Raw genomic sequence first — 25,096 nt, 5'->3', positions numbered from 1 at the left:
GGGCTGGTAAAAAAGGCAAAACGGAACGCTTCAAGGGGAAGCACTCCGTTTTTTTCTTTTGTAGGAAGGAAACGGCTGCCGCCAGCACCATTCATTATACCGGAAGAGAAGATGGAATATCGTCCGGATGTTCCGCCTCCCGCATTTTGAATCGCATTACAGAGGTAAGGTATACTGGATCTATGAATAATTACGGATGGAGCGGATAAGATGAACATTCAGGGGAAAGTCGTCGTCATTACGGGAGCGTCAAGCGGCATCGGTGCCCAGACGGCGCGTCTGCTGTCACAGCGCGGAGCTGTGCCTGTTCTTATGGCCCGTTCGACGGATAAGCTGGAGAAGCTGGCAGAAGAGCTGGGAGGCGGCTGCAGGGCGTACAGTCTCGATGTAACGGACGCGGAAGCTGTCCGGCGTGTATTCGCCGAAGTGGAGCACACGTACGGACAAATTCATGTCCTCATCAATAATGCGGGTTTCGGCCTGTTTGAGAAATTCACCGATGCACCTCTGAGCAGCTTCGAAGAGATGATGGACGTGAATTACTTCGGAATTGTCCGCTGCACCAAAGCCGTGCTGCCTGCGATGCTGCAAGCCCGTTCCGGTCATATTGTCAATATAGCCTCTATGGCAGGCAAGATGGGTTCCGCCAAATCTTCGGGGTACTCCGCCACCAAGCACGCCGTCCTCGGCATGACCAACTCGCTAAGGCAAGAGCTTGCAGGAAGCGGAGTGAATATAAGCGCGGTTAATCCCGGACCGATCGATACGCCGTTCTTCGACCGTGCGGACCCCAGCGGAACCTATGTTAAGAACGTGAGCTGGTTCATGCTCAAACCTGAGCGCGTTGCGGCAGCTATTGTCCGGGCCGTTGAGAAGAACAGGGCGGAGATCGACCTGCCCTTCATCGCGGGACTGGGAACGAAGCTGTACTCGTTATTTCCCAGATTGCTGGACAAGTCCGCACAACGTCTGCTGAACAAAAAATAAAAATAAAAAAGCGGCTCCCCGTAAGTCCGGAGAATCGCTTTTTTTGTATATCCCGCAGAGGTTTAAGAATCCTCCGCCCGCCCCGCTTCAGTAGCTCTGCAGACCGGTTTGCTTATTGACAGCCTGTACGATTTCCTCGTCCGTTAGTCCGTGAGCGCTAATGACGGGTGCGGGGGTAGTGGCAGCGGTAATGCCCATAATGTTCTGGTCCTGCCCGGAAATCACCAGACAGGCTGCATCTTGGGACTGCTCGATGGAAGTAACCTCATACCCGTTGTCCGCCAGTGCCTGTTTAATGCTCGTTAAACTTTCCTCAACTGCGATTTTAGCCATTTGTGCTTCGCTCCTTAATTAGGGATTTCCGGTTTATTGTGGCTGAGGGGCGGACATTTTATTCAAGTCATCTGTGTGGTTTGTCAGATCTTGTAACACACTTAACGTCCGCTTCGTATGATTCGCAGGAGGACTGCAGGCTTTATGTTAATACAGAAGGCTGTTACAGAGTTTGACGTTCAGGCAGCAAAGAACCGTGGTTACCTATTTCACATTCATATTAATTTCCTTTTGGAATGAAAATAAGAGAAGAGGCCAAGCAGGGTCCGATTCCAGGCACAAGGAGGTCAAGGTCATTATGTCTGATTCCATCCAATCCGGCAACCAAATAAGTACGCTTTCCCCGGCAGCGCGCACGCCGGCACCGAAGTCGGAGAAGCTCAAAGACGGACAACTGCTGGACCGCCAGCTGCTGTCTTGCCATGCGCGGAATGTGTCACTCTACGTCGTAACTTATGCGGCGCAAGGACTCCGTGTAAAAGGCTATCTCGCCGTACCTGAAGGGAAGGGGCCGCTTCCTGCCGTTATTTATTGCCGCGGAGGGATCCGGGGCGTCGGGATGGTCCGGATCCGCCGTGTGATCTCGATGGCACGGAGGGGGCATGTTGTCTTTGCCCCGTTCTATCGAGGCAACGAAGGAGGCGAGGGACGGGAAGACTTCGCGGGCGAAGACCGCTATGATGTATACCATGCGCTGCTGATGCTGAGGAAGCTCCCGGAAGTGGCATCAGACCGGATCGCGCTGATCGGGTTTTCACGCGGAGCGATCATGGCGCTTCTCACCGCAAGAGACTGCGAGGATGTCGGTCCGGTCGTGGTATGGGGCGGGGTCAGCGATCTCCACGACACCTACGAGGAGCGGGTAGATTTACGGCGTATGCTCAAACGCGTGGTGGGTCACCCTCTTAAGCAGGCGGATGAATACATCAGGCGCTCCCCGTCCCGCTGGGCTGATCGTATCGATTCGCCGGTGCTGATTGTGCACGGCACTGCGGACCCGATGGTCCTTATTTCGCATGCCCATAAGCTTGCGGATGCGCTCCAAAGGGCGGATAAAGATTACAAGCAGTTATTCTACGAAGGATTGGAGCACCGTTTCCCGAGAGAAATGGACGAAAAAGCGCTGGATGAAGTTTTTCAGTGGATTCAAGAAAAACGTAAGAAAATGTAAAAATTAGTAGTGGATAAATACGGGAAATAATTTCCTTTATTTTCTTATGTGAAGGAATGAATCTTCAAAAACAACTGCCGTAAAGGGTTCATGTTCCTGTCGAAGTTCCGTTTTGAGCGATTTTCGTGGAGGAAACCCACCAAATCGCAGTTTTTTATTATTTTCTGTGATAATAATCAATTATTTTGCAGTTTAATATTGTTAACTCCCCTGTGATAGCCTAATATGAGTTTTAGGAAATATTGGTTTACATAAGGGGGATGTCTCATGTCCAAGCACATGATTCATTTGTTTACATCGAACTACTATGAACTGGATAACGCTCTCCAGGAGAAAATATATAAGGAATTTCACGTCATGGTATATCCATCCATTTATTTCATTTTGCAGGATCACAATTTGGTGGAAGATATTATTCAGGAGTCGTTCCTGAGGGCGATCCGCAAAGCTCCGCAGCTTAAAGAAACCGATAAGTATGAGAGCTGGCTGAAGAAGCTGACCCGCAATGTGACGCTGAACTACTTGCAGAAGCATAAGCGCAACCGCAATGAACTCGATTCGGAAATTACGCTCACGGTCCGAGAAAGCGCGCCGGCCTATGAAACGGGAGCAACCCCGCTTGAGAAAGAAGTTGAGCTGAAGCTCATGCAGGAAGCGATCATCCATTACGTTAATCAGCTCACACCTGCTTATCGGCAGATTCTGGCTATGAAATGGCTTCAGAATATGTCTTACAAAGAAATGGCGGAGGAGATGAATGTAACGGAGGGTGTAATCCGGCAGCGTCTATACAGGGCGAGGGAAGCGATCCGGCAGAAGCTGCTGGAGGAATGGGATTTTCAAAGTGACAGAGACTGAATTTTGATCCCGGATAAGGGGATGGGCCAGGCTGCAATTAAGCCGTAAGAGTCCATCCTTTTGGCGTTTGAGTGAAAGGAATTTGTTCAAGAACGCTTCGTAACGTATAATGAAGACAAACAACAACGGTGAACAGAAAAGAGGTTTTTCATGTACGACACTTTTGAACAACTGCAGATAGACCCCGCTTGGACGGTAAAATTGGGAGAACGGGGAATCGGCCAGCCGACTGCTGTGCAGGCCGAATCGATTCCGGTTATTCTCGGGGGCCGGGACGCTATCGTGCAGTCGCAGACAGGTACGGGCAAGACACTGGCATTCCTGCTGCCCATCCTGCAGAAGATAGATCCTGCAGCTAAGCATGTACAGGCCATGATCATCGTGCCAACGCGGGAACTCGGGATGCAGATCATGAGAGTTGCCGAAGATCTGATCGGCGATGGTCCGATCCGCTGCCAGGCTCTCATTGGAGGTGCGGCGCTCTCGCGTCAGCTCGAGAAGCTGAAGCAGAGCTCTCCGCACCTTGTGGTGGGGACGCCGGGCAGAATCAATGAGCTGATTAAAGCGCGGAAGTTAAACGTGCATAAGGTAGCTACGCTTGTCGTGGATGAAGTGGATCATGTGTTCGAGCTCGGTTCTATGAAGGAAGTATACTCGATCTTTAAAGCTCTGCAGCGCTCCACTCAATCCCTCTTCTTCTCGGCAACTATTCCGTCAGAGATTACGGAAGCCGCAGATGCCTGGATGACAGATCCCGTTGAAATCCGTATTAATCCGGATCAGCGGACGGCTTCGACGCTGGAGCATCTGGCGTTTAACTGCGAAGCGAGGGATAAGATCGATACGCTGCGAAGAATTGTGCGTCTGTACAACCCGCCGAAGGCAATGGTGTTTGTCAACGCAACCGCGGATGTCTCCGACGTCGTGTCCAAACTGCAGCATCTCGGCTTGTCCGTAGATGCCCTGTACGGCGAAGCGGGTAAGCAGCAGCGGGCGAATGTGATGCAGTCTTTCCGCGACGGCAAGTTCCAGCTGCTGCTTGCGACGGACGTAGCGGCACGGGGACTGGATATTGACCAGGTCACTCACGTCATTAACCTGGATATGCCCCTGAATGCGGAATCTTATCTGCACCGCGCCGGACGTACCGGACGGATGGGACGCAGCGGCACGGTTATTTCGATCGTAGCGCCGAAGGAACGCTTCATCATCAGCAAGTTCCGCAAGTCGCTCCGCATCTCCATCGACGAGAAGGAGATGTATGAGGGCAAGGTCGTAGACGCGGGCGAAGCACCGCGCGGCGGAGGTTTCCGCCGCAGCGAGAGCCCGGATGCGCCGCGCAGCGGCGGCTTCGGCGCCCGTACGTCCGGCGCGCGTGATGCCGGACGCCGGAGCCCCGCCGAAGGCGAGCGTCCGGGCCGCGGCAGCAGTGAAGCAAGCCGCGGTCCGGCTCGTACGGGCGGCAGTGAAGCAAGCCGCGGTCCGGCCCGTACGAGCGGCAGTGAAGCAAGCCGCGGTCCGGCCCGTACGGGCGGCAGCGGACGCGCCGGTGAAAGCCGCAGCGTCGCAGGGCGCGGCGCGGGCGCAGCTGCTGGAAGCGGAGGAGCGCAGCGCCGCCAGGACAAGCCTGGTGCGCCGTCCAACGCGCAGCAGCCGTCCAAGAAGGCTGGCGGACGGAAGCCGGAAACTGCGAAGGAGCGCAAGAACAAGGGCGCGCCTAAGTGGCTGAAAGCAAAGCAGCAGGAAGAGGGCGGCGAAGGCTGACCCGTTTACCGCTGCAAACCGGTAAACACATCCTAGATCAGACAACAGCCGGTTCATGAAGAACCGGCTTTTTGATTTCCTTTACTGGGGGTAAGTAAAGCTAGCAGACTCCATACTCCAAGGAGGGTTACTATGAAAGTTATCCGGCGGACCGTGATTACCCTGCTGATTCTGGCCTTATTGCTCGCGCTTGCGGGATGGGGGCTGCTTACGTATATAAAGCCGCAGCAGCCGCTTAATTTGAATTACAAGGAAATCTCGCTTGAAAGTCAGGCGATTGACCTGCTGCGAACCAAAAAGCCGGAAGTACGGCTATCCGAATATGAAATTAATCAACTAGGCAAGAAAGGAATTGCAGAAGCAACGCTTCCGAATCCGGATGTTAAGATAACAGGCGCGGAATTCCGATTGAACGGGCAGGACCTGACAGCCAATGTTAATTTAGTATGGAAGGACCGGGTTCCGGTTGGAGCGGCGATGCTGTTTAAGCTGGATTGGACGGGAAGCCAGCTCCGTGTAACCCATAAGGGCACCAAGATACGTGATATCAACGTGCCGTTGAGTCTTGTTACCGTATCCCCGATAGATCTTCCGCTTGAATCTTATTTGCCCCGGGCCGTTCATATTAGCGGTGTCCGGTTTGATCCGGCTTATGTCATTATCGGTCTCACTCTTTTGTAGAGTGAGGCTTTTTTTATGCGCAGAAAGGGGAGGGTTGCTTATTTTTACCAAGCATGTCCTCTTGACCCCCACAAATCGGAGATCCCGGCAGAATTGCTATAGTATAAACCGAACAACTTCGCGAAGCGTTAAACGGTTCTTCCGGTCCAGGCCAGGGCCGGGATCTACTAACAACAAAGGAGTGTTTTACGGATGAAAAAGTTGAAGTTGAAACAAACGGTTGCCTCGACGCTTGTACTGGCGGTTGCGCTTGGAGGAGGCTCGGCTGCATTTGCCGATGGGAAAGACCGTGACGGCGGACATGAGAAATATGAAAATAGAGAGAAAGATAAGGACCGCAGCAAAGACTGGAACAAAGATTGGAAAGACGATAAGCGCGGGGATAAGTATGATGACGGCGATCTCAAGCTGGACTTCGACGATCTCAAGGGAAGTGACGTGGAATGGGCGCTCAAATATATCGCCAGCTTGGCTTCCAAGCGTGTATTTGAAGGCTACGAAGACGGTTCTTTCAAGCCGCGCAATACGATCACCCGCATTGAGGCGATTACAGCAGCCGTTCGTTTAATGGGGCTGCGTGATCAGGCGGAATCCGATCAAGAGAAGAACACTAAGCTGAATTTCAAGGATGCGGATAAAATTCCCGGCTGGGCAGTAGGATATGTATCGGTTGCACTGGAGAACGATTTGTTTACCGAAAGTGACGATATGGTTCAGCCATCGAAGCCTGCTGACCGCCTCTGGGCAACGATTCTGCTCGTCAAAGCTATGAAGCTTGATGCAGAGGCCAAAGCCAAAGTAAACACGAAGCTTTCTTTCAAAGATGCGAAGCAGATTCCGGCAGGAGCCGTCGGCTATGTGGCCGTAGCGGTCGAGAAAGGGCTGATTGACGGATTCGAAGACAACACATTCCGCCCGAACACACCTGTAACGCGCGCTCAGCTTGCCGCACTTCTGGACCGTACGGATACTCAGATTCCTGACAAGGACCCGAACACTGCTGTCGGTAAAGTAGCGGGGACGGTAAGTCAGAACACGCTGGTCCTTGACCAGAACGGGACGCTGAAGACGTATGCGCTTCATCCCGACGCTTTTGTATACCGCAACGGAGCGAAAGTAAACGCCTCTGCACTGCAGAGTGGCGATACGGTTAAGCTGCGCTCTTATAACAATACGGTTGTATTCATTGAGGTGACCAAAGCGGCCGAGGCCGACCGGACGCTGCTTACAACCGGATTCTTTGATTCGATGACCCTGAATAAAGACGGGCGGATTGCGACGATTACGATCACAACGAATGTGAACGGAACCGTTCAGAAATCAACTTATCAGGTGGCCTCGAACGTCTCCATCCAAGGTGATGTCAACAAGCTGGTTCCGCCAACCGTGGTTGAACTGAAAGGCAAAGACAAAACCGTCCAATCTATCGTTATCAAGTAAACGATCCCATCGTAGCAGTAACAGGCAGCGGGCTTCATCTCTTGTAGCCGCAGCTGCTTATTTACTGCCGGGATCCTCATTGTATTAATCAGGTTTGCACGGCTGGTAAGTCAGGTTGAATAACCCGGCAAGCAGCACAGAGAAGCCCTCCCGGATGATTCTTGTATCCGGGAGGGCTTCTTTGCCTGCTTATACCTTAATGCCGCTATGGGTTTAGTTGCCAAAGGCTTAATGACTTGACTGCACCGGCTTAATGCAGCTTGCGGCCCAGTGACTGATCCACCCATAATTGTTTACTGAGCTGATCGGGAGAAATCGGCTTGCTGATCAGAAAGCCTTGAATGCTGTCACAGCTCTGCTGATGAAGGTAATGGAGCTGTTCTTCATTCTCGACTCCTTCCGCGATAACGGTCATATTCAGACCGTGTGCCAAACCGATGACCGTGCGGACAATCAGCTCGTCTCCTTGTTCTTCGTTCATGTGCTGTATAAACGATTTGTCGATCTTAAGACAGTCGAAGGGATAATCCTTCAAATAGCTCAGAGAAGAATATCCCACTCCGAAATCGTCGATAGCAATGCTGACTCCCGTCGCTTTCAGTTCGTTTAACATCCGCATGGTGCGCGATTTGCTCTGCAGGAGCAGGCTCTCGGTAATTTCAAGCGTGACCCACTTAGGATCCAGTGCGGTTTCCCGGAGAATACGCTGGATCGTTGCCGGCAGTTCTTCGCTCTGGAATTGAACAGAGGACAAATTCACAGAGATGTTAACAGGAGGAAATCCCTCCTCCTGCCAAGCCTTATTCTGGGCGCATGCGGTACGCAGAACCCACTCTCCGATCGATAGAATGAGCCGGCTTCCTTCGGCAAGCGGGATAAACTCCGCAGGCGCAACCTCGCCAAGTTCTTCATTCTTCCAGCGGATTAGTGCTTCAATCCCTTGCACTGTACCGCTTCTTAAGTCCAGCTGAGGCTGATACAGGACATAGAATTCGTCCCTTTCCAGCGCAGTGCGCAAGTTTCTCTGCAAGACCAGCTTTTTCTCGACAGCTTCCTGGTGATCCGGGACGAAAACGGTATAGGTGTTTCCGCCGAATTCTTTGGCTTTATACATAGCGGTATCTGCATTTTTGAGCAGCTGCTCCGCGTCAGTTCCGTGATCAGGGTACAAACTGATTCCGATGCTCGGGGTCATAAAGGTTTCTTTTCCATTTAACAAGAACCTCTTCTTCAGGGATTTTAAAATCGTTTCAGCCGCATGAATGCATTTGCATGCCTCCGACTCTTCAATATCCTGAATGATTATCGTAAATTCATCGCCCCCCAGCCTGGATACGGTATATCTTTCATCGATGCAAGTCCGTAATCTGTCTGCAACCTGAGTGAGCAGTACGTCCCCGCTTAAGTGGCCCATGGTGTCATTAATCGTTTTAAACTGGTCCAAATCGAGGAATAGAAGTCCGACCTTGGAGTTGTTAAGCTCTGCCTCGTTAATGTGGTCTGTCAGCCGTTCGTTGAAAAGCGCGCGGTTGGGCAGTCCGGTTACCGAATCATAATAGGCCATCCTTTTGTAACGCTGGTTGCTCTCTTCGATGATGTCAATTTGCTTGACGTAACCGGCTACAAAATAATGGATGATTTTAATCGCGACGACGGTGAATACGAGTTCAACGATAAAAAGTTCATAAGTGGTCTGCAGCAGCATTTTATAAAGCACAATGGAGGCAATGATAATCCCGAGCTGAAGGCTCCTTGCTTCATAAATCATTTTGCCGGCAGGAATGGGAGCCTGTGTGATCGACCGGATAATACCGGTGCGCAGCAGCAGATTGACGCCCTCGAAGGCGAGGAACGTACAAATGATAGAGACCAGCAGCGGCATACGCTCCGTCAGGGCTATTACTCCCCACGCGGCCAGCAAACTGATGAAATACATGCCAAGCGTTGTGAAAAAACGGAACCAGCGGATTCTCAGAAAAGGCCTTGTCTGCATAACGAAAAAGGTAGCCGTGTTCAGTGTAATAAAGAAGGAACCGGCGCATAAACCCATTTTGAACAATGCGATGGTAAAGCCGATGGTGACGCCGCTGTAATAAGCACCGCTGGGCATCTTGATCGGCATGAGCTCGAACGCGATGACCATAAAGGCGACCGGCAGCAGGATTTTCAGGTCATAAGCTCCTTCTGCCATAAAAACAGCCGCCAGGACGAGCGCAGCGACTCCGACAACTGCGAGCAGGGAAGTATAGGTATTTTTATCCTTCATTCTTTTCCCTCTTTAACGAATTACCGGCCAGGAACCAGATAATGCCGGCTCCAATCCAGAGATCTCCGATGCTGAATACTCTGCGGATGAAAGGAATCCAATCGCCCATCCATCCGAAAGAAGAAGTAGACATGAGCTGATGCCTGGGCTCAAGTTCAGGTAACCCGGACAAGCCCGCGATTTGAAGTGCCGACTCTGACACAGGCATGAGGCCGCCGTGAATCACAAGTGCCGTCAAGTTCCACAGGGCGCCAATGAAAATAAAAGCGACTCCGGGAATGCGCCGGTTCAGCCATAGAAATACAACGGCAGCCCCGATGGCGATTTCGGTCAAGTAGGGGTAAGTCCGGTTTGTCTGCGTTGTGATGAAGAAAATCAACAGTTGGGCGGCAAAGCTTCCCAGCAGCAGGTAAGGCCATTTGAAGCTGACATTTTCAACAAGGGTAAGAGGGTTTCTTCGCAGTAAGACCGTCAGAATGACGGCCAACAAGATGAAAGTAATCATAGTATCCTCCAAAAATAAAAAAAGGAACCAGGCTCCGCCTCGCTCCTCTTAGTGACTCATGGACCCCATGGGTAGGCCAATCCAGATGAGTATACCAATGCCGCAACCGTTATGATAGCAAAAACCCAACGTTTCATCTCTATATCCTCCTTCCCTCTATCAAGTAGGTACAAACTACCATTATGTTCTTTCATTATAGCCGCGAATAGTTAAATGTACAAGGCAGGCGGGGATGGCATTCCCGTGTCTGGACAAGGCTGCATGAATGATGCCGGCAGCGGCTTCACAGTTGACGTTTGCCTGAACGTGTTCTATGGTGAAGGAATCCCCTTATGAACAGGATGACGGAAATGGTGTATGTATATGCAGGGTTCCTTTTAACCGCCGCCGCAATGTACTTCTTGCTGATTTTTCCTACGCAGTGGCTCAAAGTAGAGCGTGTTCGTTGTGATCAGCGCCTGGGAATTAAGGTGCTTCAAATTAGTGATCTTCATGTGGAGAAGCTCCGGATTCGCCCGGGTAGAATTTGCAGGGTCATTCATGAAGAACAGCCGGATCTCCTGGTTCTGACGGGCGATTTTACGAGAAGAGCCGTGCATTTGAACAAGGTGCGGCGCTATGCGGAGGCCATCGGATCACATGGCATTCCGACTTTTGCCGTGCTGGGCAACCACGATCACCGGCTGCGCAGAGAAGAGCTCCAGAAACTTGTGGAGATTCTGGAGCAAGCAGGGATCCGCGTGCTCTGCAACGAATCGGTGAATGCCGGAAGCTTCTATATCGTGGGCATTGATGATTATGACAGCAGGAAAAGCAGGGTGTCCCAAGCCTTCAGGCACGTAACAGACCGGACGAAACCCGTTCTCGTACTGACGCACGATCCGAATCTGGTTCTTGCCATGAAACGCAAGTACACGTATTTGATGGCAGGGCATTTCCACGGGATGCAGTTTAATGTCCCTTTTCTGTTCCGGTTTATCGATAAAGGTCCGCTGGCTGCCAGCGGCATTTACAAAGGACTTCATACAGGAGAGGGCGGAATGTTCTATATCTCCCGTGGGATCGGCCAGGCAGGGCCCAATGCCCGCTTTTTGATCCGCAGTGAAGTGAACGTGCATGAACTGTAGGCAAACAGGATATCATTTCCATAAAAGAGGGCAGGCAGCTGCGAATTTGTTTCAATTAATAGTAGTGGCAGGCACGCCAGGCCTCCCGTAAAAGAGCAGGAGCACGTCATCGGGTATGAAAACCAGATGACGTGCTCCTTGTATGATGAGCTGTTTATTTAACCGCGGCTTTCTCCAAATCTTTGACGCCTTGGTGGATCAGGTTAAACAAATCTTCGATATTCTCTTCCTCGATACAGGAGAACGCTACACGCAGGTCTGTATCGCTCAGCGCAATCGTGCCTACTCCGTAAGCCTCAAGCAGGCGCTGGCGGAGTTCTTCCGCATGAACGGTCTTGAGCTTCAGGCACATGAAGTAGCCGGAATTGAACGGGTAATAGCCCCAGGACTCGTCGAATTTGCCGCTGTCGAGTACAGTTTTGACTTTATTGGCGCGGCCCTTCATGATCTCGAATTTCTCCATCTTCTGCTCATGGAACTCAGGGGAGTTCAGCGCACGCAGAACGAAGGTTTGAGCAGGGTGCGAGCAGGAGGAGATGGCCGCACGGATAATGCCCATCGTCTTCTGCTCCAGAGAGCTCAGGATGGCTTCATTCTTACCTGCGTAAGTGATGAAGCCGACGCGGAAGCCCCAGACATACTCTTCTTTGGTGGCGCCGTCGACTTTGACAGCGAGCACCCGCTCATGCAGGTCGGAAAGCTGGCCGAACAGAGATTCCTGCAGGGAATCCTCGAAGAATAGGCCGAAATACGCATCGTCCGTTACGACGACCACGTTGATGCCCGCTTCTGCCGCTTCGCGGATGGCAGACACGATCTCATTGCCTTCTTGCCGGTTCGGTGTGTAGCCCGTCGGATTGTTCGGGAAGTTCAGTACGACAAATGCTTTGCCTTTGCCCTGCTGGGCAAAGAGAGCCGCGCGGAGACCGTCGGCGTTGAAAGTGCCTTCCTCGTTGTAGAGCGGGTAATAGACCATTTCGGCGCCGCGGCGGATTCCGAAAGTCAGCTCGTAATTCTCCCAGTTCTTATCCGGGATGATAACGCTGTCGCCAGCGTCTACGAACAGGTCGGCTGCAATGCTCAGACCGTGTGTCAGCGCATTGGTCACAATCGGCACACCGAATGTTTTACCGGCGAGCGAAGGGTTTTCATCTATCATTTTGCTGCGCCAAGCGGTACGCAAAGCCGGTTTGCCGGCTGGGGGCGCATATTCGTAAATGTCTTTGGGGTCGTACGCGGACAGCGTGTCCTGAATAACCTTCAAGTGCATGGGCTGGCCGTTCTCAATGGCGGTGCCGATTGTCGCGTTGTATTTCCCGGCTTTGGCTTTGGCTTCGGCCGATTGGCTCAGAATGCCTACTTTAGGGAAATAGATCTGCTTGCCCAGTGAAGACAGCATAGCGTACACATAAGGATTTTCATTCTCGATCGTTTCATTTAACTGCTTAGCAAGGGGATTCATTCCGTTCCATCCTTCCGGGGTTTTGGAATTTCTTTTAGCAACTATTATAGCACTGATAGCCCGATTGCGTCACTTCGTTAATTAAAAAAATCGCTGCCTGGTTACAGGCAGCGGGGAAATGCTGAAATGAAGGCCGGACGCGTTAGGATAAGAGGATTCTATAATCCTTGCTTAGGCCGCTCAGGACTCCATTGCTGCATCGTAGAGCAGAAGAACTTTACGGATATGCGCAGCAAGCGATTCTCGTGAGCAGACCAGATTCACTTCGTAGTATTCCATCTCGATCAGTTCGGGATGTTCGGTGACGCGCTCGAACTGGATCTCGCGAAAGCCGATTCCGCGGTTAGACTCACGCTCCATAGCATCAGCTACAGAGCGGAGAGCGTCAGGGTCCAGAGCATCTTCTTCCATGTTGAGGATCATATAATGCCACATTTCATCCGCTTCTGGATCAATGGGGCGGTGGATTTGAGCAAGATGACGAAGCAGCTCTATGTTCATTTCCATCCGTTACACTCCTTTCCATTAACACGGGCAGGGCTGATTGCTGTAAGCATCAAACTTGACGATTGGACGTCCGGCTATCGTGCAGCAGCCGCAGTCCATTAATAATCCGTACTAGAGATTTCCCGGAACGACACGGATTTGCGGTGGTTGTACGGGCAGTGAGAATGAATCGCGGCCAGATTTCCCTGCGTATCCGGCTGAACTCTGCCTGCAACACCGATGATCTTCCCGTCCGGCCCGACAACTTCTTCCCGGAAGAGATAGGTGAGAAGTTGTCCCTTGGGGTCGGTTATAGCTTCCAGCCGATTGCCCAGAATAGATTTGTTAAGAGCGCGTTCACCAAGCAGGTCAATCTCAGCAGGGGTGTAATGCTTGGGATAGATCGTTTTGCCGTAAGTGACGGATGTGAAAATTTCGCCCGTCACCGGATTATCCGCGGTCCTCTGGACCGCTACCCTGCGAATCCCGTTCTCCGGTAATTCCTCTACTGTAAGAAGCGTGTAGTTGTCGCGCTCAAGCACGTGAATCAGTTCCGCCCAGTTGTGCAGGCCTTGAAAATTCCATTTCCCTCGGAAAGGAGAAGCGGACTCAGGAGGCGTGATACCGCCATCATGGACATGACTGCGGGTAAGATCTGTTGTGAAGCGGAGAACATGTGCAGGAGCGGGCGATGCGTTCTCCTTTTCTTTAGTCGAGGAGGTCCCGTTATCTTCCAGAGGTTCTTCCATTTGATCTCTCTGATCCTCTTCGAATTCACTGCTCATGGAAGAGGCTGTACCGGCAGTCTCATCACGATGAAGAGACTGCTGGAGACGCTTCATTCCCTGCTTAAGAGCCAGCGCGGCTGCATGCGCCGGGGGATGATTCAGCATGTAGTCAATCCCGCCTGTAAGTGAAGAAGCAACGCCATCCGCATCCCCGGTGCTCTGAACAGCAGTTGTCCTTTCTCCTGCGAATGCTCTTCCCGCCGTACTCCAGAAAGGGAAGAAGGAGCAGGATAGGATGAACGCGCCGAAGAAGAAAGCTAACTTGGCCCATCCCGACTGACTGTTCCACCAGATGGAGCCTGAGCTGTGCAGGCAGGACACACAAGCTGTTCCTGCAGTGCCCGCTCCGGCGGCCGCCGCTTCCAAGATCGTCATACCAACCGCTGTAAGACTAAGCACGCCTAAGAGCGTGACCCCGGTGACAGAAGCGAGGGACTGCAGCGTATTCATCCGGTCTTGAAGCTTACCGAGGCGCCTCTTGGCTTCTTTTTTGCCATAGAGCAGCGTGAAAGCTACTCTGCGGCGGGTCCGGTAGAAACGGATGAGGCTGATATAACGTTCCGGTCCGTTAAGAAAAGCCTTCACCGAGCGGTAAATTTCACCGGACGGCTTCAGCCGTGTCTCATCAGGAAGGAGTGTCAGGCCGTTTCGGACACGGTTGAGGTCATAGTAATCCCGGATAATTGCGGCAATAAACATGAGTATGAACAGGATTTTCATGGAGGACCCGCTGCCGAGTGTCGTGTGCAGTCCGTTCAGCCATATCGTCTGGCTGCCGTTATGTACGGCGTGATCGGCAATGGCCCATAGCAGCAGAAATACGGGCAGCGCATAAGCCGATGAGCCGATGGTCCGGCGCAGCCGGATGGCAAAACCGATGCCCAGCGCGCACAGCGCTGTAGCCGCCGCGTGTCCGGCCCAGGACAGGGCAAGCTCCTGATCGGTGGAAGGAAGAAAGCGCAGGAGCTTCCAGACCAGGTAGCCGCCGGAAGCTTCGTCCTGATTAAGCAGTCCGGCATTGGCTTGCAGTCTCATCAAGGTTTCCTCGGCCCATTGAAAACCAGCTCCGGTGGCTCCGCCGATCAGTGCAAAATCGGTCAGGCTTAAAGACGTGGCTCTGCGGGAAATCCACAGGAAAAGCAGAAGCGGAGCCAGCTTCATGATCTCCTCCGTTATCGGCGCAACGAGCGCTGCATTCCATCTGGCGAATGCGGCCGCATCCAGCGGCATGAAGATGACGGAGACGAGCATCGTGTTCAGCGGGGCGATAATCCATGCTCCTATAAGCAGGAAGCCTGTGTAGGCACCCCAGCTGAGTGTTTTGGAGCGTGCTAAGATCCACAGCTGCCAAATGACGTAGAAAGCGGCGAGTGCCTGAAAAAGCAAAAGCCGGCTCTCCTTCATTAAGAAGAAAGAGAGAATGAAGGCGGCAAGCGCCACCCAGGCAAGCAGGGAATACATTTGTATAAGACGCGGAGATTTTGTGATGTTCTTTCTCCATAAGAGAAGGATTCTGTCCGCAGCCGATCGTATTTTAAACCGTAACCCAGAGAAAATCATCAGGCGTATTTCCTTTCTTTGCAGCCGTTTCCAGACAGAAACCGCCACCCCGGAAACTAAGAAGAAGTAAGCCGGGCAGACGGTCGTATCTCTTTACCCGCGAGCAGACCTGATCGAATCAAGCTATGTAAGCTAGGAGCATTGGCTGTTCTTTATAAGATTCGTACTCAGAACCCCAAATCAGACCACAGTATAAGGCATTTGCAGGGACTTTGGCAATTCAGCGTTGATTTCTGACTGGAAGCTGTGAGAAGGTAAGAACAGGCAATGAGGAGATAACCGGTTCCTGCTGCAGAGAGGAATGTATGGGACATTGGAGGTTTCTGTGAAAATTTTAATTCCATTTAACCCGGATGCACAACAATTTTCTTATAAAAACGAAGCTCTTTATCATGCGCTCCGGGACAGTATGATGGAGGGGAAGCTCACTTACGGGACCAAACTCCCTTCCAGCCGAGAAGCGGCAAGCACTTATGGCGTATCCCGGGGACTGGTAACGCAAGTGTATGAAATGTTAATTTCAGAAGGGTTTGTGGAAGCGGTCCCGGGTAAAGGCACGTTCGTTGCTTACCGGAGTGGACCGAGCAAAATTCCTTCTATTTCTAATAGTAAGGTAGATCTGTCCGTTTGGGGAAGTAAGCTGGGCGAGGCGATTCGTGAGCCGGGTAAGGCACATGCAGGCGATGCAGGTGCACCGGTCGGCGCTAGCCTGCAAGAGATGGGTGCTGCTCCCGCAGAGCGCATCGAGTTCGAGCTGGCGGGCGCGGACGCGGCTGTCTTCCCGCGGCAGGCGTGGAACCGCTGCCTGCACGAGCAGGTGCGCAGCAGCGATTACACGAGCAGGCCTCTGCAGGACCCGCTGGGAGATCCTGCGCTGCGCGCGGCGGTCTCGCTGCATCTGCGGCGCTCCCGCAGCATCGATGCCGATCCGGATCGCATCGCGATCGTGAACGGCTCGATGCAGGCGATCGCGCTGACGATGCAGCTGCTTGTGAACCCGGGCGATCCCGTCATCGTGGAATCGCCCGGGTACGGCGGAGCGCGGCGGGCTGCGGCGGCCGCGGGAGGGGTGCCCGTCGATGCCGTTATCGACGAACAGGGGATTGTACCGCAGCCGTGGGAAGCCCGGCTGCTGTTCGTCACTCCCGGCCGGCAGTTCCCGACCGGGGTCCAGCTGCCGCTTGCGCGCAGGCAGGAGCTGCTGCGCTGGGCGGGCAGGCGCGGGGGCATCATCATCGAAGATGATTATGACACCGAATTCCGCTACGCGGGACGGCCGATCGAGCCGCTGAAGGCGCTCGACCGGGAGGACCGCGTCGTCTTCATCGGCACGTTCTCGCGGACGATGTACGACGGGCTCCGTCTCGGCTACGTGGTGCTGCCGCACTGGCTGGCAGAGCCTTTCAGAGTGGCCAAGAAGCTGTATGAGCCTCATCCGGCAGCTCTTCTGGAGCAGCGCGCACTGGCGGTTTTCATGAACAGCGGCTCCTATGAAAGGCATTTGCGGCGTATGCAGCGGATCTACGGAGCCAAAGCGGCACAGCTCCGCTTAGAGCTGGAGCCCTTGTCGGCTGCGTTCGAGTGGCTGCCCAATGAGGCGGGTATCCACATATTCGGATGGTGGAAGGGCGCCCCCTCCGACTATGCAGCCTTTATGGCGGAGTGCGGTCGGCGGGGCGTGATCTGGCGAGATGCGGCGTCTTATATAGGCAATGGTAACGGAGCTGCAGCCTGCCTTGGGTTCAGTCATTTGAGTGCTGCTGAAATTAGCAGAGGGACGGCTTTGATGGCCGAAGTGCTCCGGACTTTTTAAGAACAGAAAGGTAAGCCGGAAGGAATCTCTTCTAAATTATGCTATGATGAGAAATAGAGACAGGCCTGCAGGGTCTTGTCGATTATGGTTTAGTCTAAAAGAAACTACCGTAGGAGTGATACGATTATGGCAGGTTTTATTGGAGGCACCAGTATTATTTTGCGTCTTGAAATCGTCAAAGAACGTACGAATTTTGGGCAAATTGCAACCACGATAGGCGATGCAGGCGGAGATGTAGTGGCAATCGACGTAAACCGGTCCACGAAGACGACTACGGTCCGGGATGTAACCGTTAATGTAAGCGACCAGACTCAGCACGACGCGATCATCAAGGCGTTGAACGCGCTGGACGGTGTGAAGGTAGTTAACGTGTCCGATCAGACATTCCTGCTGCATCTGGGCGGTAAAATCGAGACCACGCCCAAAATACCGATCAAAAACCGCGATGATCTGTCCCGTGTATACACGCCTGGAGTCGCGAATGTGTGCATGGCTATTCATGAAGATCCTTCCAAGGCTTATTCTCTCACTATCAAAAGAAATACGGTAGCGGTTGTATCGGATGGAACCGCTGTGCTGGGTCTGGGGAATATCGGACCTGAAGCCGCTATGCCGGTGATGGAAGGTAAAGCTATGCTATTCAAGCAATTGGCTGGGGTGGACGCTTTTCCGATCTGTCTCAACACACAGGATACGGAAGAAATCATTTCTATTGTGAAAGCGATTGCACCGGGGTTCGGCGGTATCAATTTGGAAGATATCTCGTCTCCTCGCTGCTTTGAAATTGAACAAAGGTTAATTGAAGAGCTCGATATTCCGGTTTTCCATGATGATCAGCATGGCACGGCGGTCGTCCTGCTCGCCGGAATTCTAAACGCGGTCAAAGTTGCCGGGAAGAAGCTGGAGGATTGCAAGGTGGTCGTCTGCGGCATCGGAGCCGCAGGGATCGCTTGCACCAAGATTCTCCTTGCGGCCGGAGTGAAGAATGTGATCGGCGTGGATCGGATAGGAGCACTGGTCCGCGGAGAAGAGTATCCTTACGAGCCGTGGAACTGGTATGCCGGGCACACGAATCCTCATGGGGAGAAAGGTGAGCTCTCCGAAGTTATCGTGAATGCGGATATCTTCATCGGGCTGTCCGGTCCGGGTGTCCTGAAAGTGGACGATATTCGCAGCATGGCTGCAGATCCGATCGTCTTTGCTATGGCGAACCCGACGCCGGAAATCTCTCCCGAGGAAGCAGAACCTTACGTAAGGGTAATGGCGACGGGACGCTCCGATTATCCGAACCAGATCAATAACGTACTCTGCTTCCCGGGTCTCTTCCGCGGTTTGCTGGACTGCCGCGCGTCGCGGGTGAATGAGCAGATGAAGCTGGCTGCGGCCAAAGCGATCGCTTCGGTCGTTTCGGACGATGAGCTGAACGAATTCTACATCATACCGAGCGTATTCAATACGAACGTAGCCAAGAAAGTACGCGAAGCCGTAATAGCGGCTGCTTTCGAGACGGGAGTCGCCCGCCGTAAAAGCGCCGATATCCGCGGCGAAGAGGAGATTGGAGATAAGCCGGCCGGCGGGGAATCGGGTATGCTATAATTAGTACCAGATTCAAAGTTCATCCGAAAGCAGGCGATCCTCTTGTTTCAAACCGCAACTTATGAAGGAACCCGCGAAGAGCAGTATCATCTGGTCATCGCGCAGTTGAAAGCACTCATTGACGGAGAGACGAGCCGCACAGCGAACTTGGCGAACGCTTCGGCGCTGCTCGGCCAATTTCTCCGCGATATAAATTGGGTTGGTTTTTATTTGCTGGAAGGGGAGCAGCTCGTGCTCGGACCCTTCCAGGGCCTGCCGGCCTGCGTCCGCATTCCCCTCGGCAGAGGCGTATGCGGAACGGCTGCCGAGCGCCGCGAGACGCTGGTGATCGAAGACGTGGAGCAGTTCCCGGGCCATATCGCCTGTGATGCTGCTTCCCGGTCAGAGATCGTCGTGCCGATCGTGAAGGACGATGAGCTGCTCGGTGTTCTTGACATCGACAGCCCTCAGCTGGCCCGGTTCGATTCCGTGGACCGCAGCATGCTGGAGAGATTCGTTGCGGAGCTGACCGCTCAGCTGTAAGATCATTAAACCTTCGCGCCTTAAGGTGCGGAGGTTTTTTTGCACATAGGAGGGCAGGTGGAGAAGGTTTGGACGAGAGGGATTCAGAAAGTAGTACTACTCAAAATCTCGGATTTGTATGTATTTTCCATAAAGTATCCGTTAAACTGGAAAAAGAATGTTCGATTCGATTTAAATGAGGACTGGAGTAACCGGACCTGTGGTCTTACGGAGCCGGGTCTGATTGATTGGAAGAATGAATGGAGGAAGGGAAAGGAGACATTCAACTTGCACAAGGTAAAAGTGCGGCATCCCCTCATGTTGTCGTTTGGAAATGCCATGTTCGGGTTATTTCTATCGGTACTGCTGCTGATTGGCGGGGGTGCGACTGCTGTACCCTTATTCGTCACAGGAACTCTGACCACGATCTTGTCTGTCATCGTTACAGGCGCCATTGTTCTGGATATGATGACGCCGAGCAAGGAGCCGTATGAAGCGGTCGTTGGGTCCTATGACGGCTTGAGGCTGCATGTAGTTAAAGAAGACGGCAGCACGTTGAATTACCGGCTTCACCGGCAAGAAACGGCTCATAACGGCTTTAGCTTGCACACCGGGGATACAGTGCGGATAACCACAACTCCAATCGCCAGATTGCTCGTATCGCTGGAAGTGATTCGGAAGGCGGAAGAACCACGGCCTCAGGGAATGAATGAGCTGGTGGAGACTGCCGGGGAAAGCTTGGAAGGTACCCGCGCGTGAAACCTCACGCATGAGACCTCGTACATGAGACCTCGTACATGAGACCTCGTGTATGAGACCTTACGCATGAAACCTCGTACATGTAACCTCGTGTATGAGACCTCACGCATAATACCACATCTATAAAATCTCATGCAAAAAACCTCGCGCATATAACCACGCGCTTAAAAACAACTCCACAGCTACGCTTCAAGTGAATTGGGATGAGGGGCTAAGAGGTAAGCGGAACGTGCCCTCACCCCGTTATTATTCTGCCTCTTCGAAGACAACGGCCTGGCTTTCAATAAGAAGCAGTATTCCATAGAAAACCGTCATGCCCAAACTAATAAGCCCGCAAATTAAATACTTCCTGAACAGCAGATCGTGATCGACATACCCTCCAACCACTCCTGTCTTGCGCATATAAACCTCTGGCATGTTCATGATGCTTGCTACGCCGAAAAGAATGGTGAAAAGCAGAGCGAACCCTCCGAGCAGAAGATACTGTTGTTTGGCAGTAAGCTGCATGCATGTCAGCTCCTTTGGTTGTGTTGATAAAGATACGTTCCTTTGTCTATAAAGTTACGATAAATCGTAGGCTGTTGACAAATCGGATGTGGGATTCCTAAGATATGGGTACCGGTGGAACTAATATCCGGGAATCAGGATTGGAAAATGAGGTGCACAGATTGCCTACTATTACAGGTGTAAATGTACAGATGGACAGGGAACCACTGCTTCATCCGTTTGGATTCAAGGGGGGGCAGCTAACCGAGCTTTGGCAGCCTATCGTTAAGCTGCAAGGCGACAAAGGGCACAGGGGGATAGGGGTTGGCGTTCAAAGTCCGCTCTGGTCTGACACCCATTTGATGGGGACTCTGGGTGAGCAGGATGCCAATAAACTGATGATGGAGTGGACCCGGGAAGCAGCTTCCCGTCTGGAAGGCGTCACATTCGAGCATCCGTTGGATTTGTTCGGACAGCTTCGCTCGCTGGGAGCGGATAGCTGGTTCGCTGGCAGAGGGTTCGAATCCGTTCGTCCGACCTTTATTTTGAATGCGCTTGCAGCGATTGATTTTGCAGCCTGGGTGCTGTACGCGCGCGAGAAGGGGACTTCCCGCTTCGTTGATCTGCTGCCTGAGCCCTGCACGTCCATCCTTAAACCGGGTGCCCCGGCTGTCATGACTGTCCCTGTAGTTGCTTACGGTACGAGTGACGAGGAAATCACGGATTTACTCACGGACGGGTATTCCGTGCTTAAGATCAAGCTGGGCTCTGCACCGGGAGGGTCATCCGGCAGTGAAGATATGCTGAACTGGGATATGCAGCGTTTCCGTCATATTCATAAGCTGGTTACCGCTTGGGAGAGCCAGGCAAACATGCGTGAGCCTATCCGCTATTACCTCGACCTTAACGGTCGTTACGAAGCTAAGGATGATCTGCTGCGGCTGTTGGAGGATGCGGGACGCAGCGGTTCACTGCCGAAGGTTGTGCTGGTCGAAGAGCCGTTCCTGAGCGGCGGGGAAATCGCGGTGGATGATGTGCCGGCGTGTATAGCAGCCGATGAGAGTATCCAGTCCGAAGAGGACGCACGGCACTACATGGACCTCGGATACGGCGCGATCGCCCTGAAACCGGCGGCCAAGTCGATGAGCCTCAGCATCCAGGTGGCAGCGCTTGCAGCAGAACGGGGAGTGCCCTGCTTCTGCGCCGATTTGACGGCTAACCCGCTGCTGGTAGAATGGACGCGCGTGCTTGCAGCGCATCTGAAGCCTCTGCCGGGTATGAGTCACAGTCTCATGGAATCAAACGGCCGGCAGAACTACAGCGGCTGGGACCGCCTGGAGAGCTATCATCCAGCTGCCGGCGCTGCCTGGACAATCCCTGAAAGCGGCCGGTTCCTGCTGGATGAAGCCTTTTATAAGAGAAGCGGTGGTGTCTTTGAACTTAGCGGGTATTACGAGAAGCGTTGACAGGCGTGAGATTGAGGACTTCTTTGAGGTAGGAAGATAAGGAATCAAGATGATTGCCGATAAAGAAATCCTGATCCTTGGAAGCGCGCTGTGCAGCCGGCACCATGGATAACTGGGCGGTAAAGACCAGCTGACGCGGATTTTCTTCGAGCATGTGAGTGAGTCCCCGTGCGACCGTATCAATGTAATCGTTCTTCTTGCCCTGCATAAGGAGCGGGAAGGTGTTCTCGAGAAGAACGGGGTTAACGCTGATCTCTTTGCCCGCTTTATCCGCATAGGCAGTCAGCTGGCGCATCGTCCCCTCGACTGTATCCGGATTGGTGAATACTAGTGTGGTCGGCCGGTCAAGCTGGCACATTTTGTGGAACAATGGATCATCGATTTTAATCACAGGAATTCCGTAAGGAAGAGATTCAGGCAAATTCGATGTGAAAAACGTACACGTAATTAAAATAGCATCCACATGGCAGCGGGAGATCCAATCCAAGGCTGCCTTTATTTTGTCCTGGATTAACTCTTCGGAGAAGTCGGCATCTTGTTTAATCCGGTCCAGTCCAGGATCTACGAAATGGACCAGTTCTACATTAAAAGAGCTGAGCGCTTTATCAATGTATTCAATATTTGAATAATGGGCATGAAAACAACCGATTCTGATCACGTAAGACACCCCGTCCTTGAAAGTTGTCTATGAAGTATAGCAGGCAAGGCGAGGTTTGACAATGAGAACGGAATCCTAAAACATCCGGAAAGTTCCTATATAATGGAAAAATATTATTTTCCCGCTTGCATCGTTATAAACCGGATCAGTTCCTTGTTAACCTTGCCGACCTCGCAGTAAAACAAGCCATGACCGCTGTACTGGAAAGGAATAAGCTGTGAATTTTTGATTCCGTCCCGGGTAGCCTCCGCTAGAGGAAAAGGACAGATCTGATCCTGCAGGCCGTGTAAAATAATGGTTGGAATTGCAATCCTCGATAAGTCGTGCCGCAGGTCTTCATCACGCAGCGAAGCTGCCACCATAGCCGTTGCATGGCCGGATGCCTCAAGGCCCAGACTATGGAACCAGTTCTCTAGAGGCACAGATATATAGCGTGCAAAAAAACGGCTCCCGAAGTCCTTGATCATTTGCGGACGATCCGTATAAGAGGCCTGAATAAGCAGGTTAACTTCATCCGGGTTCATGCCGTGGGGAAAGCCCGGCTTTTGTGTAAAAGAAGGGGCGGCCGCTCCAAGCAGAGCAAGCCTCTCAACCCGGTGTCCCGCGTGTTTGGCCATATACCGGATGGCGATCGCGCCTCCTACGGAAAATCCGACCAGCGTGACTTTGTCCAGCTGGAGGGTGTCAATCACTATTCGCAGATCGTCTGCGAGCCGGTTGTAAGAGTAGCCCTCCCAAGGTTTGTCGGATTTGCCGAAACCGCGAAGGTCGATGGCAACGCAGCGTATTCCCGCTTTGGGGAGCTGATTGAGTTGATATTCATACATCAGGTGATTGAGCGGCCACCCGTGAATGAACAAAGCGGTCTGTGCTCCGCCCGGATTCAAATCTTCGACATAAATATTAACGCCCCGTTCCACCGGTATGTAAAACCCCATTCTTGATCCCTCCCTTAAGGTAGTAAGATTCAGATGAGATTAGTGTATGAGGAAGAGGTTGGACAATATATCCGGGATTGGGGACAGAGGAGGAACAATAGTGATTTTTGCATGCAAAAAACAAGCCGGCACAGGAAAATTGCGCCGGCTTGTCTGGTCTTACTGATACGTAATGCAAAGGCTAGTTTTCAGACGACCATTCTTTGAGCTTGCGGTCCGAAGGGAGCAGCAGCGTCAGAATGCCGAGAATGAGCAGGTAGCCGGAGAGCTTCATAATGAGGCTGATGCCGTAGATGTCAATCAGACTGCCCAGCACGAGTGCGCCCAAGCCGCCCATACCGAAGGCGAATCCGGTAATAAGTCCGGAGACCATGCCCACTTTGCCGGGGATGAGGGTCTGGGCGTACACCACCGTGACCGAGAAACTGGAGAAGGCGATGAATCCGATCAGCGGCAGCAGTATGGCTGCCCATTCCAAACTTACATAAGGGATTAGTACAGCCAGCGGTGCGCCTCCCAGCATGGAGCCGAGAATGATCGTTTTCTGGCCGAACCGGTCTGCAAGCGGACCGCCGAAGAATGTGCCGAGTGCTCCGGCTGCAAGGAACAAGAAAATATAAATTTGCGCTTGTTCCAGTGTGGTGCCGACCACATCGCGCAAATAGAACGCGTAATAGCTGGTCATGGCAGCGGAATACCAGGAACGGACGAAGACCAGGAACACAAGGACAATAATAGCGGAGATGATCTGCTTCCGCTTGGTCGGGTCCATTGTGCGCTGGACCGTCTTCTTGGCGGTAGTGGCGCCTGCTGAGAGCAGGCCCCGGTACCAGAAGGCGATGTAGGTCTGCACGAGCATGGCGGCGCCTGCAACGAGCGTGAACCAGATCGCGCCGAACTGGCCGAGCGGGATGAAGATCCACTTGGTCAGCAGCGGAGCCAGCGACTGGCCGGCGTTGCCGCCGACCTGGAAGATCGACTGGGCGAGTCCTTTGCGTGATCCGGCAGCCAGATGCGCGACCTTGGAGCCCTGCGGATGGAACGCGGCCGAGCCGAGGCCGACCAGCGATACGGCGAGCAGAACGAAGCCGTAGGACGGCGCGTAAGCGAGCAGCAGCATGCCGAGGAACGTGGCGGCCATGCCCAGAGGCAGCATGTACGGCTTCGGCTTCCGGTCTGTGTAAATGCCGATTACCGGCTGCATAATCGATGCCGTCAAGTTAAAGTAGAACGAGATCCAGCCGATCTGTGAATAGTTGAGCTGCATGCTTTCTTTGAGAATCGGATAAATAGCGGGAATGACCGACTGAATCGAGTCATTGAACAAATGGACCAGGCTAATGGCGAACAGCACCCGGTATACGGTCGGGTTGGACACTGGTACTCCTGCTGAGGGCCTTATAGTGCCGGTTTTAACAGCCCCACGGATTGACATAGGGACGGCACTCCTT

General features: G+C 52.8%; 22 protein-coding genes. 12 read left to right on the top strand and 10 right to left on the bottom strand.

From position 1 onward, the window contains the following. Positions 1 to 210 precede the first annotated feature (210 nt). Positions 211 to 987, top strand: a complete 777-nt coding sequence (locus tag EDM21_RS00360; RefSeq protein ID WP_157331835.1) for an SDR family NAD(P)-dependent oxidoreductase — start codon at positions 211 to 213, stop codon at positions 985 to 987. An 87-nt stretch (positions 988 to 1,074) separates the two neighbouring features. Here EDM21_RS00360 and EDM21_RS00355 read toward each other — a convergent pair whose 3' ends face one another. After that, a complete protein-coding gene (locus EDM21_RS00355) occupies positions 1,075 to 1,320 on the bottom strand; it encodes a YkuS family protein (protein ID WP_068773959.1) in 246 nt (81 codons plus the stop codon). A 298-nt stretch (positions 1,321 to 1,618) separates the two neighbouring features. Here EDM21_RS00355 and EDM21_RS00350 point away from each other — a divergent pair, with 298 nt between their 5' ends. From EDM21_RS00350 to EDM21_RS00330, 5 genes are all read left to right on the top strand, one after another. Beyond that, positions 1,619 to 2,491, top strand: a complete 873-nt coding sequence (locus EDM21_RS00350; protein ID WP_157331833.1) for an alpha/beta hydrolase family protein — start codon at positions 1,619 to 1,621, stop codon at positions 2,489 to 2,491. A 267-nt stretch (positions 2,492 to 2,758) separates the two neighbouring features. After that, positions 2,759 to 3,349 carry an RNA polymerase sigma factor gene (locus EDM21_RS00345; RefSeq protein WP_068773961.1) on the top strand — a complete coding sequence of 197 codons (591 nt, stop codon included), beginning with the start codon at positions 2,759 to 2,761 and terminating at the stop codon, positions 3,347 to 3,349. Between the two features lie 150 nt (positions 3,350 to 3,499). Beyond that, positions 3,500 to 5,113, top strand: a complete 1,614-nt coding sequence (locus EDM21_RS00340; RefSeq protein ID WP_157331831.1) for a DEAD/DEAH box helicase — start codon at positions 3,500 to 3,502, stop codon at positions 5,111 to 5,113. A gap of 132 nt (positions 5,114 to 5,245) precedes the next feature. Then, positions 5,246 to 5,794, top strand: a complete 549-nt coding sequence (locus tag EDM21_RS00335) for a hypothetical protein (RefSeq protein WP_157331829.1) — start codon at positions 5,246 to 5,248, stop codon at positions 5,792 to 5,794. Positions 5,795 to 5,986: 192 nt separating this feature from the next. Then, positions 5,987 to 7,234, top strand: coding sequence for an S-layer homology domain-containing protein (locus tag EDM21_RS00330; protein WP_157331827.1), 1,248 nt, complete (start codon positions 5,987 to 5,989; stop codon positions 7,232 to 7,234). Positions 7,235 to 7,484: 250 nt separating this feature from the next. Here the strand turns inward: EDM21_RS00330 and EDM21_RS00325 are convergent, their stop codons facing one another. Together EDM21_RS00325 and EDM21_RS00320 are read right to left on the bottom strand one after the other, a co-directional pair. Continuing rightward, positions 7,485 to 9,500, bottom strand: a complete 2,016-nt coding sequence (locus EDM21_RS00325) for a putative bifunctional diguanylate cyclase/phosphodiesterase (protein ID WP_157331825.1) — start codon at positions 9,498 to 9,500, stop codon at positions 7,485 to 7,487. After that, positions 9,490 to 10,005 carry a DUF5317 domain-containing protein gene (locus EDM21_RS00320; RefSeq protein ID WP_157331823.1) on the bottom strand — a complete coding sequence of 172 codons (516 nt, stop codon included), beginning with the start codon at positions 10,003 to 10,005 and terminating at the stop codon, positions 9,490 to 9,492. The genes EDM21_RS00325 and EDM21_RS00320 overlap by 11 nt, the downstream gene beginning before the upstream one ends. Positions 10,006 to 10,337: 332 nt before the next feature. On the opposite strand from EDM21_RS00320, the gene EDM21_RS00315 reads away from it, so the two are divergent. Next, on the top strand, positions 10,338 to 11,132 hold the full coding sequence (locus EDM21_RS00315; protein WP_235917957.1) for a metallophosphoesterase: 795 nt from the start codon (positions 10,338 to 10,340) through the stop codon (positions 11,130 to 11,132). 154 nt (positions 11,133 to 11,286) lie between these two features. On the opposite strand, the gene EDM21_RS00310 is transcribed toward EDM21_RS00315, so the two are convergent. The 3 genes from EDM21_RS00310 to EDM21_RS00300 all read right to left on the bottom strand — a co-directional run bounded on the left by EDM21_RS00310 (position 11,287) and on the right by EDM21_RS00300 (position 15,254). Continuing rightward, complete coding sequence (locus tag EDM21_RS00310) at positions 11,287 to 12,594, bottom strand: aminotransferase class I/II-fold pyridoxal phosphate-dependent enzyme (protein WP_157331821.1); 1,308 nt, start codon at positions 12,592 to 12,594, stop codon at positions 11,287 to 11,289. Positions 12,595 to 12,774: 180 nt separating this feature from the next. Beyond that, positions 12,775 to 13,101 (bottom strand): hypothetical protein, encoded by a 327-nt coding sequence (locus tag EDM21_RS00305; protein WP_157331819.1) that lies wholly within the window; start codon positions 13,099 to 13,101, stop codon positions 12,775 to 12,777. A 98-nt stretch (positions 13,102 to 13,199) separates the two neighbouring features. Next, the gene (locus EDM21_RS00300; protein WP_235917955.1) at positions 13,200 to 15,254 is read right to left on the bottom strand and encodes a PrsW family glutamic-type intramembrane protease; all 2,055 of its coding nucleotides are present in this window, start codon (positions 15,252 to 15,254) and stop codon (positions 13,200 to 13,202) included. Positions 15,255 to 15,753: 499 nt separating this feature from the next. Here EDM21_RS00300 and pdxR point away from each other — a divergent pair, with 499 nt between their 5' ends. From pdxR to EDM21_RS00280, 4 genes are all read left to right on the top strand, one after another. Next, a complete protein-coding gene (gene pdxR, locus EDM21_RS00295; protein WP_166541752.1) occupies positions 15,754 to 17,241 on the top strand; it encodes a MocR-like pyridoxine biosynthesis transcription factor PdxR in 1,488 nt (495 codons plus the stop codon). Between the two features lie 126 nt (positions 17,242 to 17,367). Continuing rightward, on the top strand, positions 17,368 to 18,837 hold the full coding sequence (locus EDM21_RS00290; protein WP_157331813.1) for an NAD-dependent malic enzyme: 1,470 nt from the start codon (positions 17,368 to 17,370) through the stop codon (positions 18,835 to 18,837). 42 nt (positions 18,838 to 18,879) lie between these two features. Beyond that, the gene (locus EDM21_RS00285; RefSeq protein ID WP_157331811.1) at positions 18,880 to 19,359 is read left to right on the top strand and encodes a GAF domain-containing protein; all 480 of its coding nucleotides are present in this window, start codon (positions 18,880 to 18,882) and stop codon (positions 19,357 to 19,359) included. Positions 19,360 to 19,626: 267 nt separating this feature from the next. Next, the gene (locus EDM21_RS00280; protein ID WP_157331809.1) at positions 19,627 to 20,097 is read left to right on the top strand and encodes a hypothetical protein; all 471 of its coding nucleotides are present in this window, start codon (positions 19,627 to 19,629) and stop codon (positions 20,095 to 20,097) included. Between the two features lie 246 nt (positions 20,098 to 20,343). Here EDM21_RS00280 and EDM21_RS00275 read toward each other — a convergent pair whose 3' ends face one another. Then, positions 20,344 to 20,604, bottom strand: a complete 261-nt coding sequence (locus tag EDM21_RS00275) for a hypothetical protein (RefSeq protein ID WP_157331807.1) — start codon at positions 20,602 to 20,604, stop codon at positions 20,344 to 20,346. A gap of 161 nt (positions 20,605 to 20,765) precedes the next feature. Between EDM21_RS00275 and EDM21_RS00270 the strand changes: the two genes are divergently transcribed. After that, on the top strand, positions 20,766 to 22,049 hold the full coding sequence (locus EDM21_RS00270) for an enolase C-terminal domain-like protein (RefSeq protein WP_157331805.1): 1,284 nt from the start codon (positions 20,766 to 20,768) through the stop codon (positions 22,047 to 22,049). Here the strand turns inward: EDM21_RS00270 and EDM21_RS00265 are convergent. The 3 genes from EDM21_RS00265 to EDM21_RS00255 all read right to left on the bottom strand — a co-directional run bounded on the left by EDM21_RS00265 (position 22,024) and on the right by EDM21_RS00255 (position 25,080). Further along, positions 22,024 to 22,707, bottom strand: a complete 684-nt coding sequence (locus EDM21_RS00265; protein ID WP_166541751.1) for a hypothetical protein — start codon at positions 22,705 to 22,707, stop codon at positions 22,024 to 22,026. The genes EDM21_RS00270 and EDM21_RS00265 overlap by 26 nt on opposite strands. 113 nt (positions 22,708 to 22,820) lie before the next feature. After that, a complete protein-coding gene (locus tag EDM21_RS00260; RefSeq protein ID WP_157331803.1) occupies positions 22,821 to 23,645 on the bottom strand; it encodes an alpha/beta fold hydrolase in 825 nt (274 codons plus the stop codon). A 181-nt stretch (positions 23,646 to 23,826) separates the two neighbouring features. Further along, a complete protein-coding gene (locus tag EDM21_RS00255) occupies positions 23,827 to 25,080 on the bottom strand; it encodes an MFS transporter (protein WP_157331801.1) in 1,254 nt (417 codons plus the stop codon). Positions 25,081 to 25,096: the final 16 nt, after the last annotated feature.

The sequence above is a fragment of the Paenibacillus lutrae genome, assembly GCF_009757775.1.
Lineage (GTDB): Bacteria > Bacillota > Bacilli > Paenibacillales > NBRC-103111 > Paenibacillus_F > Paenibacillus_F lutrae.
This window is presented reverse-complemented; position numbering and strand designations above follow the sequence as displayed.